12 protein-coding genes and 1 tRNA gene are annotated in these 14771 nt (G+C 32.5%); 10 read left to right on the top strand and 3 right to left on the bottom strand.

Features of this window, described 5'->3' with window-relative positions; all coding sequences use genetic code 11:
• Position 1: 1 nt before the first annotated feature.
• The 5 genes from alr (at position 2) to EU98_RS0109060 (ending at position 4584) form a co-directional block, all read left to right on the top strand.
• Positions 2–1201, top strand: coding sequence for an alanine racemase (gene alr / locus EU98_RS02910; RefSeq protein WP_032516057.1), 1200 nt, complete (start codon positions 2–4; stop codon positions 1199–1201).
• Between the two features lie 61 nt (positions 1202–1262).
• Positions 1263–1351: transfer RNA gene (locus EU98_RS02915), tRNA-Ser, on the top strand.
• Positions 1352–1657: 306 nt separating this feature from the next.
• Complete coding sequence (locus EU98_RS02920) at positions 1658–3055, top strand: arylsulfotransferase family protein (protein WP_032516056.1); 1398 nt, start codon at positions 1658–1660, stop codon at positions 3053–3055.
• Positions 3048–3260 (top strand): hypothetical protein, encoded by a 213-nt coding sequence (locus tag EU98_RS0109070; protein ID WP_052045510.1) that lies wholly within the window; start codon positions 3048–3050, stop codon positions 3258–3260. Before EU98_RS02920 ends, EU98_RS0109070 begins: the two co-directional genes overlap by 8 nt.
• A 349-nt stretch (positions 3261–3609) precedes the next feature.
• Positions 3610–4584 carry a sulfotransferase gene (locus EU98_RS0109060; RefSeq protein ID WP_052045509.1) on the top strand — a complete coding sequence of 325 codons (975 nt, stop codon included), beginning with the start codon at positions 3610–3612 and terminating at the stop codon, positions 4582–4584.
• 294 nt (positions 4585–4878) lie between these two features.
• Here the strand turns inward: EU98_RS0109060 and EU98_RS02925 are convergent, their stop codons facing one another.
• Together EU98_RS02925 and cobJ are read right to left on the bottom strand one after the other, a co-directional pair.
• Positions 4879–5667: a TIGR01548 family HAD-type hydrolase gene (locus EU98_RS02925; protein ID WP_032516054.1), complete on the bottom strand. Its 789-nt coding sequence runs from the start codon at positions 5665–5667 to the stop codon at positions 4879–4881.
• Between the two features lie 95 nt (positions 5668–5762).
• Positions 5763–7565, bottom strand: coding sequence for a precorrin-3B C(17)-methyltransferase (gene cobJ / locus EU98_RS02930; protein ID WP_032516053.1), 1803 nt, complete (start codon positions 7563–7565; stop codon positions 5763–5765).
• Between the two features lie 333 nt (positions 7566–7898).
• Here cobJ and psaA point away from each other — a divergent pair, with 333 nt between their 5' ends.
• From psaA to EU98_RS02945, 3 genes are all read left to right on the top strand, one after another.
• Positions 7899–10202, top strand: a complete 2304-nt coding sequence (gene psaA, locus EU98_RS02935) for a photosystem I core protein PsaA (RefSeq protein ID WP_032516052.1) — start codon at positions 7899–7901, stop codon at positions 10200–10202.
• 27 nt (positions 10203–10229) lie between these two features.
• Complete coding sequence (gene psaB / locus EU98_RS02940) at positions 10230–12458, top strand: photosystem I core protein PsaB (protein WP_032516051.1); 2229 nt, start codon at positions 10230–10232, stop codon at positions 12456–12458.
• A 103-nt stretch (positions 12459–12561) separates the two neighbouring features.
• Complete coding sequence (locus tag EU98_RS02945) at positions 12562–13524, top strand: glycosyltransferase family 2 protein (RefSeq protein ID WP_032516050.1); 963 nt, start codon at positions 12562–12564, stop codon at positions 13522–13524.
• Positions 13525–13528: 4 nt separating this feature from the next.
• Here EU98_RS02945 and EU98_RS10100 read toward each other — a convergent pair whose 3' ends face one another.
• The gene (locus tag EU98_RS10100; protein ID WP_241466400.1) at positions 13529–13693 is read right to left on the bottom strand and encodes a hypothetical protein; all 165 of its coding nucleotides are present in this window, start codon (positions 13691–13693) and stop codon (positions 13529–13531) included.
• A gap of 320 nt (positions 13694–14013) precedes the next feature.
• Between EU98_RS10100 and EU98_RS09535 the strand changes: the two genes are divergently transcribed.
• Positions 14014–14127 carry a photosystem I reaction center subunit VIII gene (locus EU98_RS09535; protein ID WP_011863629.1) on the top strand — a complete coding sequence of 38 codons (114 nt, stop codon included), beginning with the start codon at positions 14014–14016 and terminating at the stop codon, positions 14125–14127.
• 27 nt (positions 14128–14154) lie between these two features.
• The gene (locus EU98_RS02955) at positions 14155–14754 is read left to right on the top strand and encodes a photosystem I reaction center protein subunit XI (protein ID WP_032516048.1); all 600 of its coding nucleotides are present in this window, start codon (positions 14155–14157) and stop codon (positions 14752–14754) included.
• Positions 14755–14771: the final 17 nt, after the last annotated feature.

Below are 14771 nucleotides of genomic sequence, written 5' to 3'. Positions count from 1 at the left end.
AATGCAAAATAGTCAAACAAATCAGGTATTTAATTTTGACAAATTTCCAAATTTTGAAAAAGATATAGATCTAAAACAAAGAGCATGGATAGAAGTTAAAGGTAAAGCAATAGAAACAAACGTTAGACAGTTAAGATCAAAATTAAGTAACAATTGTCAATTTATGGCAGTCGTTAAAGCTGATGGATATGGGCATGATGCGAAATTAGTATCAGAGTATGCTATCAAAGGTGGAGCATCTCAATTAGGTGTTGCCACATTAAATGAAGGCTTTAAGCTTCGTTCTTCTGGAGTTAAAAAACCAATACTTATCCTCGGAAATCTTTATACGAAAAGAGATCTCAATATATGTTTTAAAAATGATCTTATTCCAACTATCAGTAGTATAAGAGAATGTTTAATTTGCAATAATATTGGTAAACACTTTGGAATGAAATTTCCTTTACATCTTAAAATTGATACGGGAATGTCGAGATTAGGATTTGAATACAATAAATTTGTACAGCAATTTGAAAACATCAAATCTTTTGACAATATTTCTATTGAGGGAATATATAGTCATTTATCATCTGCAGATGAACTCAACTCATTAGATCCAAAAAGTATTACACAATTACAAAGGAAGAAGTTTCAGCAATTATTAAAGCAAATTAATGTTGATAGAAATAAAAATATCAAGATTCATTTGGCTAATTCAGCGGGTATGCTTCTTGACAAAAATTTCCATTTTCATATGGTACGTGTTGGATTATCTATGTATGGATATAAACCTTTGTCAAAATTAAATAAAAATTTATTACTTAAACCAGCTTTATCTTTGAAGGTCAAAGTAGCTTTTATAAGAACTATTGATAAAGGTGTAAGTGTAAGTTATGGAGGTCAATTTGTAAGTAGAAGAAAAACTAAGTTAGCTGTATTAAGTATTGGTTATGCAGATGGTGTACCAAGAAATCTTTCAGGCAAGATTAACGTTATCCATAATAATAAATTTTATCCTCAAGTTGGATCTATAACTATGGACCAAATGATGGTAGACATAACAGATTCTAATGAAATTCAAGTTGGTAGTACCATGGTATTACTAGGATCTGACGGAGATAAAATAATTTCTCCTCTTGAATGGGCAAGAAAATCTAATACTATCCCTTGGGAAATTCTTTGTTCTTTTAAAAATAGATTACCGAAAGTTCAAGTAGATTAGACATTTCGATTAAATAAAAAATTTTGAATGTTTGCATAAAAATTGATAATGTATAAGAGCTGGAGAGGTGGCTGAGTGGTTGAAAGCGGCTCCCTGCTAAGGAGTTACAGGAGGTAACTTTTGTCGAGGGTTCGAATCCCTCCCTCTCCGTGATTATTTGGTTCGTGGAAGTTTATAAGAGTTCGCTGAGGTCAGATCTTCTGATACGACTACAGATATCAGAATATGAGGTGCTTACAGGTTCACAGAGGTTCAATATTAAGTCAACAAATTGGTAGGTAAATTGGTGGGTAAAACGAATTTTCGGAGTAAAAATGGTGGGAAGAGATAAACGTAGTCATAGAGATAGTTCCAAGCGATTGTAGTGGATAAAATATAGACTAAATTTGATTTAGTAAATGAGAAATTTAATTGTGGGGCGGTTTATAATTGAAAAAAAATATTTGATGAAATTTAATGTTTAAAAAGATTGAAATTTGGATTCTATTCTTATTTATAATGTTAGGGATACCCATAACCATTGGTTTTGGTGTTTTAGTAAGACAAGAAATAGAGGGAGTTACAAAAAAAGGGAATATTGATATTTCTTTTTTGACTAAACCTGCCGCATATCTTGCAAGATTACCTGAAAAGTTGATAAAAATATATTTAAATCCTTCTTCTAATAGGATAAATGATCCTTGGAATGAAAATAGATATTTCTATAATCAAAATGGTTTCAAAGGAAAACCTCATTCAAAAGAGTCTTATCTTTTGCTCGCTAAATTTGATGGCGATTTAAAAGAGTCAGTAGTTGAACTTATTGATCTAACAAACTTTCAAATATTACATACGTGGAACCCTGATATTGATAAATTTAATAAATTAGTTGAAAAGATTGATAAATTTAAGTATTTAGATCGAGATAGTAATAATTCAAGAGCAAGAATATTTCATCCTCAACTTCTTAAAGATGGAGATTTAATTTTCCATACGAATGGTTCCCCATTAATGAAAATTGATTATTGTTCTAATTTAGTATTTCAAAATAAGCATGATTTATTTCATCACTCTATCTCAATAGATAAAGATCAGAATATATGGGTTCCTTCTCATATGTATCCTCAAAAACTTCCTATATATAAGGTAGGTAGAAAAATGGTTCAAGAAGGTGGGTTTCAGGAAGATGCAATAGTGAAATTATCTTTTGATGGAAGAGTTTTATATGAAAAATCTGTACCTCAAATTTTTATAGAAAATGGGTTGGGTTATCTTTTATTCTCTTTTGGAATAGATGGTTTTTTAAATGATCCAATACACTTAAACGATATTGAACCAGTGGATTTTGATGGGGAATATTGGAAAAAAGGAGATGTTTTTTTATCCTTAAGAAATCAATCTATGGTATTACTTTATAGACCCTCTACTAATAAAATTATTTGGATAGGATCAGGACCATTTGGTCATCAACATGATGTAAATATATTAGATGATCATAGAATTTCTGTTTTAAATAATAACTCTAAATATTTTGAAAATGGAAATGTTGTTGATGGTCATAATGAAGTAATTATTTATGATTTCAAGAAAAATCAATATAATTCATATTTATCAAAAGGTTTAATTACTCATGATGTGAGAACAAAGTCACAAGGTAGAAGTCGTATATTACCAAACGGAGATTTATTTTTTGAAGAAACTGATTATGGAAGGACATTGTATTTTAATAGGGATGGTTCTCTACGATGGAGTCATGTAAATGGTTCAGCAAATGGGGGTGTTTATGGAATAAATTGGTCAACCATTATTTACTCTGAAACAGATAAAATTAATATAAAGAATTTTTTAAAATCACCTATTAACTGTAATGATTAATTTTTTAATTTTTAATACATTCCAATTTTTTGCATATTTAGGACCTGGAATGGGAGGAGGAGTTATTGCAGCAATTTTTGGAATAATTGCAGCATTTTTCTTAGGATTATGGGGTATTTTATATTATCCGATCAAACGTGCTTTTAAAAACAAAAGAAAAAAAAAGAATATTTTATCTAAAAATGCTAATCAAAAAGGGAAGTGAACCATCTGATTCTTTTTATTACTTGTTTATTGACTGTTGAAATATTTATCAGGTCAAATTATTTATGCTTATTCAACTCTACAATTAAAGCCAGCAAGAAAGCGATTGCTATTATATTGAACAAAAATATCAGTGATCACTGGAAAGAAAATATTATTCCCAAATATTCATTGCAGATGATGATGTATTCACTGCAAATGATATTAATTCTATTTTTGGTTATTTTTATCTTTGTTATTGCAGATAACTTGTTTAGCGGATTTCTTGCTTTCACATTGTTTTGGAATGGAATAATCGAATCTATTTTGATCTCTTTTACTTATGCCTATATTAGAAAACTAATATTTAAATGAATAATTACTCTTGGTTAGAACAAAAGTTGCATAAATTTGCTCTTTCATCGCAATTTATGCGTGAAGCAACCTTTGATTTTGAAAGTAGAAATATTTCTTCTATGAGTGAAACTGAAGATCATATTTTTATTACCGGTTTAGCACGGGCAGGTACAACTATCTTATTGAATGCGATTTATAAGTCAAATATTTTTGCATCTATCACTTATGCTGATATGCCATTTGTCCTCGCTCCCAATCTTTGGTCTAAAATAACTTTTAAAAATAAAGATTTGAAGTTAAAGGAAAGAGCACATGGAGATGGAATTAAAGTCTCTACAGATTCACCAGAAGCATTTGAGGAGGTATTTTGGAAAACTTTTGCTGAGGAAGATTATGAGGAATTAGAAGAAAAGTTTAGAGTCTATGTAGGAAATATTCTTCGTAAGTATAAAAAAGGAAGATACCTTAGTAAGAATAATCAAAATATTAAAAGAGTTGAATTAATTAATTCTATTTTTAGTAACTCAAAGATACTTATTCCTTTTAGAGAACCCATACAGCATGCATATTCTTTATTGACTCAGCATAAAAAATTTATTGACATCGCTAAAAATGACAAGTTTACATCAAAATATATGAAATGGATTGGACATACAGAATTTGGTCCTAATTACATTCCTATTCACAATCAAAATCTAAATTTTTATGATGATTTAGAAATAAATCATTGGATTGAACAATGGTATCTCACCTATAGTAATGCTTTTCAATCTTATAAAAATAAGGATAATTTTCATTTCATTTCTTATGAAAAAATCTGTTTAAACAAGGATTATTGGTTCCAAATTCAAAAATTAGTGAAATTAGAGAAACCTTATGATTTTGAATTTAGAGAATCAAAGAAAGATACTCCATGCAACATTGATACAGAATTGAAAGAAAAAGCAATGTCTTTATATTTTTATTTAAATGCTTTAGAACTTATCTAAAAAAAATTAAATATGAAATTATGATGAGACCAGTTAAGTGATTCTATCAAGAAAAATATTACCTAATTCTTAGTTAACACATTATGTTTATACTTTTGCTTAAAATTTGTATTTACTAATTGATAATTAAGAAGCGATAAATTACTAATCTTCAAGTAATATTCAAGGATTGGTGGGTAATTTACTTCCATCTCTTAGCTATTAGTTCAAATAAGATAAGGGGTGTTCGCTTAGGTTTACTTACTTGGGACTCCCTCTGTGATTTATTTAGAAAATATTTAATTAATATTTGTTTTAAAACAAGTCAAGATTAATATATTTAAGGTCATAAATAGAATTTAAAATCAAGTCAGCTCCTGCATCTCTAAGATTTGTTTCGTAAGAATTACGTTCTTTTAATCGAGAATTTAAATGTAAATGAGGGGGAGCTATTCCGATACTTATGAATTTCTGAGATGGTATTTCCTTTCTAGCGTTTATAACTGTATTTATATCTGCAATAGTATCTCCTACATATGCAATGGGAATATTTGATTTGCCAAGTTTATTTCCAATAAGCTTTTTTGATAAGTTAATAAAACCTTTAGGATCAGGCTTGTCAGGGGCATCTCCCATAGATATTAATGGTGGTGATTTTAGTCCAAGTCTTTTTTCTAAAACAAATTTTGCAGAAGCAGTTTCTGCACCACTAACAAAACCCCAAATTATTCCATTACCTTGAATTAAATCAAAAAACTTTTTATCAACTAATAATTCCTCATTCGTTATATAACCAGACCAGTATTTACTATCTTTATTTGGATCTCCGCCAAAGTAAAACTCTTCAAAACATTTTACTATCTCCTCTCTTGGAGGAATTTTAAGGTTTAAGTTCTCTTTTTTTATATATCTTCTTATAAGTTCTAAACTTAAATCCCAGTCATTATTCCAGATCCCTTCATTTTTTGCATTATCAATATCTATATAACTTGGCTCCCATCCGGAAAATTTGTAAACTGTTTTTTTTAATGAAAGTCTGTAACTATTTTCTACGCTGCGAATTACTCCATCAATGTCAAACAATATTAAACCAATATTTTTCAATTAATTTTCCTACATCATTATTATAAAAGATTAGTATTCTTATAAAGAAAAAGCAAAGAAAAACACTTATTTATAAAATTATGGATTATCTAAACTTAATTTTGTAAATATCCTCTGGGAGTGAGAAATATTTCGTCAACTAAGGTTGTTTGAGAATTTCCAATAATAATGATTGATAACATATCAATCTCTTTAAAAGGAATGGTTTTTAAAGTAAAAAATTGTTTGGTTTGATTTTCTCTCCCTACTTGTCTGGCTAATAAAACTGGAGTATCACCATGCCTAGATTGTAAACATATATCTATTACACTTTTTAGCTGCCAATTTCTTTCAATGGATTGAGGATTAAATAAAGCTATTACAAAGTCACCCACAAGGGCTCCTTCAATTCTTTTTTCAATTAAAGACCATGGAGTTAATTTATCGCTTAAGCTTACTGAACAAAAGTCATTCATTAGTGGTGCTCCACTAATCGCAGCAGCTAATTGAACACTACTTATACCTGGATGGATTTCAAAGTAAGGTCTATATTCTTTTTTGATTTTTTGAAGTAATTCTAAAAGTAAACCTGCCATGCCATAAAATCCAGATTCACCTGAAGAAATTAAAGCCACTTTTATTCCTTCCTCAGCTAGTTTAATTGCTTTACTGCATCTCTCTTTTTCTTCAGTAAGTTTACTTTCAATTAAAACTTGGTCACTCCTTTTTAAGGACTTAATTAAATCTAAATACATTTTGTAACCGATCCAAATAGTACATCTTGAAAGTGCTTTTCTTGCATCACTGGTTAGGAAGGAGATATCACCAGGCCCACTTCCAATAATGTGGATTTCGCCGTGGGTTGGATTATATTGATTTTTCGATTCTGCTACAGCGATAGTTACTGCCCCAGATTGATTTTTAAAAATTCTTTTTTCTTCTAATAATTTTGATTCTTCTCCTGCTGCGAGTAAGCAAGAGGCTTCCGCTACAGAAGCGGTGCCAATTTCATTTTTCACAACATTTGATGGATTTGGAACAATTATTTTTGAAAGATCTTCTTTACTAAAAAACTTTATAGGCAAGTTTTTTTCTTCAGCAAGTTCTAAAATTCCTTTCTCATCTTTTTTGATATCAATGGTTGCAAATCCCGCGATTGATTGCTGTGATAAATCTCCTGACTCAAAAAAATTATTTAAAGAATTTGTTATTAATTCTTTGCTTGTATTTCTTTCACATCCAATACCAATCCATAATACTGGCGGGTTCCAAGTTGTTTCATTATTTTCGAATATACTCACATGAAATGTTGATTCTGGTTTTTCAATTTCTTTTTCATTAATTTGATTGATAAACCCACCTGATTCTGAATTTTTCCATAAGCTATTACCAGATGATTGTTTGCAAAATATTTTTTGGTTATTAGCTTGTTTAATTACTAATTTTGACCAAGCTTTTATGTTGCCAGATCTTTCCCAACCCCATTGATTCCCAAATGCATCAAGATTTAAGAAGCGTTGATTATTTGAATTATTAGTTTCTATTATTTCGCCACCAAGCAAATTAGCAATTTGAAATGCAATATTTTGTGTATTTGACTGATGTAAGCCAATTAAAGGAACTATTTTGGAACATTTGTTATCTATTACTATTACACCAGGATCTTTATCTTTAGAGGTTAAAAAAGAATTTATTATGCGTATTGATGCAGCAATGGAGCCTATAAAGATTATTAAATCTATCTCCTGCCATTTTTTAAGTAAGATTTCTCTTGGTTTTTGAACTTGAATAAGTTCATTTTCCTCTCCATTATCTTTTGAAGAACCTGCAATGTATATATCTTTGACAAATTCTGTTTTTTTAAGCCTTTTTAAAATTTCTCTTGAATTATTAGATAGACCTATAGCAATTCCTTTCAAATCAGAAACTATTGATAGTTATATTGAAATTATATCCTGCCGATTGATTTAAAAATTTTCTTTGAAATATAAAAAAAAATTTAAGAAATTTATATTAAATTTAAGTAGAAATACCCATAATTATGTCATAGACTAGAATTTAACAAAATATTCATATAGTAACAATCATTAGAACATTTGTTACGTTAATGCATAACGAAAGAATCTTTGCCTTATTATTTTTGAAACGAATATCAAAAGTTTCGAGGGATTCGTTTTCTTGAACATTATCATTAAAAATAAGTTCAAGATCCGATCAATCGGCTTTAATGTCAATTATTTTCGAGGTGCTAGATGACCATCAGCCCACCAGAAAGTGGAGAAAAAAACAAAAAAGTTTTGGAGGATCCTGTCAAGGCCGATCCAAGACCAATTGATTTTGCCAAATTAGATAAGCCAGGTTTCTGGTCAAGTAAATTATCTAAAGGTCCAAAAACTACAACTTGGATCTGGAATTTGCATGCTGATGCACATGATTTCGATGTGCATACAGGCGATGCTGAAGAAGCAACAAGAAAAATCTTTTCAGCTCATTTTGGACATCTTGCAGTCATTTTTATATGGATGAGTGCTGCATTTTTCCATGGAGCAAGATTTTCTAATTATTCAGGTTGGTTAGCCGATCCAACTCATGTCAAGCCCGGAGCTCAGCAAGTATGGGCAATTGTTGGTCAAGAAATGCTTAATGCTGATCTTGGAGCTAACTACAACGGAATTCAAATCAGTTCTGGAATTTTCCACATGTGGCGAGCATGGGGAATAACTAATGAAAGTGAACTGATGGCTTTAGCAATTGGTGCTGTAGTAATGGCTGCACTTATGCTTCATGCCGGAATCTTTCATTATCACAAAGCAGCTCCAAAAATGGAGTGGTTCCAAGATATTGAGTCTATGCTTAACCACCATATAGCTGGTTTAGTAGGATTAGGATCTTTAGCATGGGCTGGTCATTGTATTCATATCGGAGCTCCTACTGCAGCTCTCTTAGATGCAATTGATGCAGGCTCTCCTTTAGTTATCAATGGTAAAGAAATAGCAACTATTGCAGATATGCCTATGCCGCATCAACTCTGTGATCCACAAATCATCGGTCAGATATTTCCAGGATTAGCAAGTGGTACAGGTAATTTCTTTAGTTTAAATTGGTTAGCTTTCTCAGATTTTCTTACCTTCAAAGGTGGACTTAACCCTGTTACAGGAAGTTTATGGATGACTGATGTTTCACATCATCACTTAGCTTTTGGTGTAATAGCAATCATTGGTGGTCACATGTATAGGACCAATTACGGTATTGGTCATAGTATGAAAGAAATATTAGATTCACAGCAGGGAGACCCAATATTATTTCCTGCTCCTAAAGGTCATCAAGGTCTTTTTGAGTTCATGGCAGAAAGTAGACATGCCCAGCTTGCAGTAAACCTAGCAATGCTTGGATCGATAAGCATACTTGTATCTCATCATATGTATGCGATGCCTCCATATCCATATATAGCTACTGACTACATGACAGTTCTTGGATTATTTACTCATCACATGTGGATAGGTGGATTATTCATAGTAGGTGCAGGCGCCCATGCTGGAATTGCAATGGTTAGAGATTATGATCCAGCAAAACATATTGATAACGTTTTAGACAGAATCCTTAAAGCAAGAGATGCCTTAATTAGTCACTTGAACTGGGTATGTATGTGGTTAGGATTCCATAGCTTTGGACTCTACATTCACAACGATACTATGAGAGCTTTGGGTAGACCTCAAGATATGTTTAGTGATTCTGCAATCCAACTTCAGCCAATTTTTGCTCAATGGGTACAGAGTATTCAAGCATCTGCTGTTGGAACTTCTCTTTTAGCAGGTACTGCAGAAGCTTTACCTCACAAAGCTTTAAGTGAAGTTTTTAACGGAAGCTTAATTGAAGTGGGTGGAAAGGTTGCTATAGCTCCAATTCCATTAGGGACAGCTGATTTAATGATTCATCATATTCATGCTTTCCAAATCCACGTAACTGTTTTGATACTTCTCAAAGGAGTACTTTATGCAAGAAGTTCAAGGTTGATCCCTGATAAAGCTTCTTTAGGATTTAGATTCCCTTGTGATGGACCTGGAAGAGGTGGTACATGTCAAGTTTCTTCATGGGACCACGTGTTCTTAGCCCTTTTTTGGATGTATAACTGTTTATCAATAGTAATTTTCCACTTCTCTTGGAAAATGCAGAGTGATGTTTGGGGACTTACTGGTGGTAACTTCGCACAAAGTTCCATTACTATTAATGGCTGGTTAAGAGATTTCCTTTGGGCGCAAGCTTCTCAAGTATTAACAAGTTATGGTCAATCAATAAGCATGTACGGTTTGATGTTCTTAGGAGCTCACTTTATTTGGGCATTTAGTTTAATGTTCCTCTTTAGTGGAAGGGGATATTGGCAAGAATTATTCGAATCAATTGTTTGGGCACATAACAAACTTAAAGTTGCTCCAACCATTCAACCAAGAGCTTTATCTATCACCCAAGGTAGAGCAGTAGGTGTAACACACTTCCTTGTCGGTGGTATTGCTACCACATGGGCCTTCTTCCACGCTCGCCTTTTCGGCCTGGGCTAATTACCTGAACTTTTCCTTTTTAATACAATGGCAACAAAATTTCCATCATTTAACCAGGGTCTAGCTCAGGACCCTACAACCCGACGAATATGGTACGGAATAGCTACCGCTCACGACTTTGAAAGTCATGATGGTATGACCGAAGAAAAGCTTTATCAGAAGCTTTTCTCCACACATTTTGGTCATCTAGCAATAATCGCTCTTTGGGTAGCTGGTAACTTATTTCATATCGCCTGGCAAGGTAACTTCGAGCAGTTTGTACTTGATCCAACTCACGTTCGTCCTATAGCTCATGCTATTTGGGACCCACATTTTGGATCTGGTATCACAGAAGCAATGACACAAGCTGGAGCTAGTGGTCCAGTAAACATAGCTTATTCAGGTCTCTACCATTGGTGGTACACAATTGGAATGAGAACTAATGAGCAACTCTTCCAAGCTTCAATATTCATGAGTATTTTGGCCTGTTGGACTCTGTTTGCAGGTTGGTTACACTTACAACCAAAATTCAGACCTTCTCTAGCTTGGTTTAAAAATGCAGAATCAAGATTAAATCATCACTTAGCTGTTTTATTTGGTTTCAGTAGTATTGCTTGGACAGGTCATTTGGTTCATGTTGCCATACCTGAATCAAGAGGTCAGCATGTAGGTTGGGATAACTGGTTAACAGTACTTCCACACCCTGCGGGATTAGCTCCTTTCTTTACTTTAAACTGGGGTGCATATGCCCAAAATCCTGATTCTCTAGATCAGGTGTTTGGAACAGCTGAGGGAGCTGGTACAGCAATCTTTACTTTCTTAGGTGGTCTTCATCCTCAAAGTGAAGCATTATGGCTTACTGACATTGCGCATCATCATATCGCTATTGGAACAGTTTTCGTAATTGCTGGTCATATGTATAGAAATACCTTCGGTATTGGTCATAGCCTCAAAGAAATTACAGAAGCTCATAATACAAGACACCCTAATGATCCTCATAAAGGTAGTTTCGGAATTAACCACGATGGAATATATGAAACAGTAAATAACTCATTACATTTCCAACTGGGACTAGCATTAGCATCACTTGGTGTAGCAACTTCTCTAGTGGCGCAACATATGGGTGCACTTCCCTCTTATGCTTTCATTGCAAGGGACTACACTACGCAATCTGCTTTATATAGTCATCATCAGTACATAGCAATGTTTTTGATGGTTGGTGCTTTTGCACACGGTGCTATTTTCTTTGTTAGAGATTACGACCCAGAATTAAACAAAGATAATGTATTAGCAAGAGTGCTTGGAACAAAGGAAGCTTTGATCAGTCACCTTAGTTGGGTAACAATGTTGCTTGGATTCCATACTCTTGGAATTTATGTTCATAACGATGTTGTTGTAGCTTTTGGTAATCCTGAAAAGCAAATCCTAATTGAGCCGGTATTTGCTCAATTTGTTCAAGCTGCTCAAGGTAAGATGATGTACGGCTTTAACGCTCTATTATCTGATCCTACAAGTTCAGCAAGTCTCGCTGCTAATTCACTACCAGGTAATCATTACTGGATGGATCTGATTAATAGACAAGATGCATTAAGTGCTTTCTTACCTATTGGTCCTGCAGATTTCTTAGTTCATCACGCTATCGCTTTAGGTCTTCATACAACCGCTTTAATCCTTATCAAAGGTGCACTTGATGCTAGAGGAACAAAACTAATTCCTGATAAGAAAGATTTAGGTTATGCTTTTCCTTGCGATGGACCCGGACGTGGAGGTACTTGTGATAGTTCATCTTGGGACGCTATGTACTTAGCTATGTTCTGGGCGTTAAATTTAATAGCATGGGTAACTTTCTACTGGCATTGGAAACACCTAGCAATTTGGCAGGGTAACGTAGCACAATTTAACGAATCAGGAACTTATCTAATGGGTTGGTTCAGAGATTATCTCTGGTTAAACTCCGCTCAACTTATTAATGGATATAATCCATTTGGAGTTAATTCTCTATCTCCTTGGGCTTGGATGTTCCTATTCGGTCACTTAGTTTGGGCTACTGGTTTCATGTTCCTAATATCATGGCGTGGTTACTGGCAAGAATTAATTGAAACATTAGTTTGGGCACATCAGCGTACTCCAATTGCTAACCTTGTTGGCTGGAGAGATAAGCCAGTTGCACTTTCAATTGTTCAAGCTAGATTAGTCGGACTAGCACATTTCACGATTGGAAACATACTTACATTCGGGGCATTTGTTATCGCTTCCACTTCAGGTAAGTTTGGTTAAATTCCGCTTAAATAATTTAAATCACCACGTTTGTGGTGATTTTTTTTGTTTAATTTTAATGTTCTAAATTAAGTTAAAATTGTGTAATTATTATTAGATATAAATGTCAGATATAAAACAATTAATTTCTATTATCATCCCTGTTTTCAATGAAAGCGAGAGTATTGATCTTTTATTGGATGAAGTTATAAATGTAATGTCTTCTCATAAATTTAATTTTGAATTGATTGTTGTAAATGATGGTTCTAAAGATAATACTCATCAAGTATTGAAAGAACTAACTCTCAAAATAAAAGAATTGTCAGTAATTTCCCTTCGCAAAAATTATGGTCAAACTGCAGCCATGTCAGCTGGCTTTGATAATTCTAAGGGCGATATTGTGATTACTTTGGATGGTGATTTACAGAATGATCCAAATGATATTCCTTTATTAATTTCAGAAATTAATAATGGTTATGATTTGGTTTGTGGTTGGAGGTTTGATAGAAAAGATAAATTAATTAATAGAAAGATACCATCAAAAATAGCGAATAAGTTAATAGCTCGCGTAACAGGTTTGAAGTTGCATGACTATGGTTGCTCATTAAAAGCGTTTAAGAAAGAAATAATTGAAGATATAAAGTTATATGGGGAACTTCACAGATTTTTGCCCGTTTTGGCAAATATTGAAGGTGCAAGAATCAAAGAAATTAAAGTAAATCATAGGAGCAGGCAATATGGATCTAGTAAATATGGAATTGATAGAACTTTTAGAGTTTTAATGGATTTACTAACTGTTTGGTTTATGACTAAATTTTTAACAAGACCGATGTATGGGTTTGGTTTTGTTGGAATTATAAGTATTTTCTTTAGCCTTGCGATAAGTTCTTATTTGATAGTTTTGAAAATAATGGGTGAGGATATTGGAAATCGTCCGTTGCTGATGTTTGCATTAATATTAGGAATTGCTGGTGTTCAATTATTTAGCTTTGGATTATTGAGCGAACTTTTAATTAGGACATATCATGAAAGTCAAAGTCGTCCAATTTATAGAATTAGATCAATAAACAGCGCTAAGCAAAATTAATTTTTTACTTGAACTGTCTTATTAATAAAGCTGAAATTTCAACGACTTCAGGAGAAATATCTCTTAAGCCTTTTCGTAAAATCGGTAATGTTGATTTATCAGCCAATTCTTCCGCAATTTTTAATGCCTTTAATTTATTTTCTGTATCACCCTGAAAAAAACTAATCATTTTATTTCTTTGAGAATTTTTATAAAATACTGAGTACTTTTTTTCTTCATGATTATAAAAATAACTATTTTTTTTAGATAGAAATTTATTATTGCTTTTTTTATTTTTCTTTAATTTAATGGAATTTAAATTGCTTTGATTTATTAACTTTTTAAAGCTTCTTTTTTTAAAAACTAGAAGTAATATTCCTATAAAAATAATAAGTAAAATTGCGAAAAAATTTAACATGTAAAAAGTTAATAATTTTTATATCATCCAGTAATAAAAGTAACATTATTTCGCTTATCAATACTAAAGTGTTTAAAGATGTTTAAAGAACTATGCCATCTGATTTACCAAGTCTTTTACCTTCAATTTTTGTTCCATTAATTGGTATAGCAATGCCTGCTGTTTTTATCGTATTGATTGGAAGATTAATTACAGCAACTGAATAAATTATCAAACACTAAACTATTAAAAAAATGAGCGACTTTCAAAAATCATTCTCTGAATCAACAAGTTCTATTAAGTTTGATGAGAAATACATAGATACTTCTGTACAACCAAATGATATTGGCGTAGCAGAACAATGGGCAGTAAAAACAGTTGCTGATCCTTGTGTTGGTAATTTAGCTACTCCAGTTAATAGTGGTTATTTTACAAAAGCCTTTATAAATAATTTACCTTTTTACAGAGAAGGTATTTCCCCTAATTTTAGAGGTTTAGAAACTGGAGCAGCTTTCGGATATCTTTTATACGGACCTTTTACCATGACTGGCCCATTAAGAAATTCTGAATTTGCTCTAACAGCTGGACTTCTCGCTACTATTGGAGCTGTTCATATTTTGACAGCACTTTTTGTTCTATACAATGCACCTGGTAAAGCACCTAATATTCAGCCTCCAGATGCGACTGTCAATAATCCGCCAAAGGACTTATTTACAAGAGCTGGTTGGGCTGATTTTACAAGTGGATTTTGGTTAGGAGGATGTGGAGGAGCTGTTTTTGCTTGGTTACTTGTTGGGACATTACACTTAGATACCATAATGCCAATCATTAAAAATATTTGGACTGCTGGTTAATTTCTAAATAAAAGAAT

The sequence above is a fragment of the Prochlorococcus marinus str. MIT 9314 genome, assembly GCF_000760035.1.
GTDB classification, from domain to species: Bacteria; Cyanobacteriota; Cyanobacteriia; order PCC-6307; family Cyanobiaceae; genus Prochlorococcus_A; species Prochlorococcus_A marinus_B.
The sequence above is the reverse complement of the archived record's forward strand: the minus strand, read 5'-3'. Positions and strand labels throughout refer to the sequence as shown.

What these genes read in the sequence shown, in the direction of transcription:
- psaB (WP_032516051.1), top strand. Translation starts at nt 10,230, where the DNA reads ATGGCAACAAAATTTCCATCATTTAACCAGGGTCTAGCTCAGGACCCT.
- EU98_RS02920 (WP_032516056.1), top strand. Translation starts at nt 1,658, where the DNA reads ATGTTTAAAAAGATTGAAATTTGGATTCTATTCTTATTTATAATGTTA.
- psaA (WP_032516052.1), top strand. Translation starts at nt 7,899, where the DNA reads ATGACCATCAGCCCACCAGAAAGTGGAGAAAAAAACAAAAAAGTTTTG.
- EU98_RS0109060 (WP_052045509.1), top strand. Translation starts at nt 3,610, where the DNA reads ATGAATAATTACTCTTGGTTAGAACAAAAGTTGCATAAATTTGCTCTT.
- EU98_RS02955 (WP_032516048.1), top strand. Translation starts at nt 14,155, where the DNA reads ATGAGCGACTTTCAAAAATCATTCTCTGAATCAACAAGTTCTATTAAG.
- alr (WP_032516057.1), top strand. Translation starts at nt 2, where the DNA reads ATGCAAAATAGTCAAACAAATCAGGTATTTAATTTTGACAAATTTCCA.
- EU98_RS10100 (WP_241466400.1), bottom strand. Translation starts at nt 13,693, where the DNA reads ATGATTAGTTTTTTTCAGGGTGATACAGAAAATAAATTAAAGGCATTA.
- EU98_RS02945 (WP_032516050.1), top strand. Translation starts at nt 12,562, where the DNA reads ATGTCAGATATAAAACAATTAATTTCTATTATCATCCCTGTTTTCAAT.
- EU98_RS09535 (WP_011863629.1), top strand. Translation starts at nt 14,014, where the DNA reads ATGCCATCTGATTTACCAAGTCTTTTACCTTCAATTTTTGTTCCATTA.
- EU98_RS0109070 (WP_052045510.1), top strand. Translation starts at nt 3,048, where the DNA reads ATGATTAATTTTTTAATTTTTAATACATTCCAATTTTTTGCATATTTA.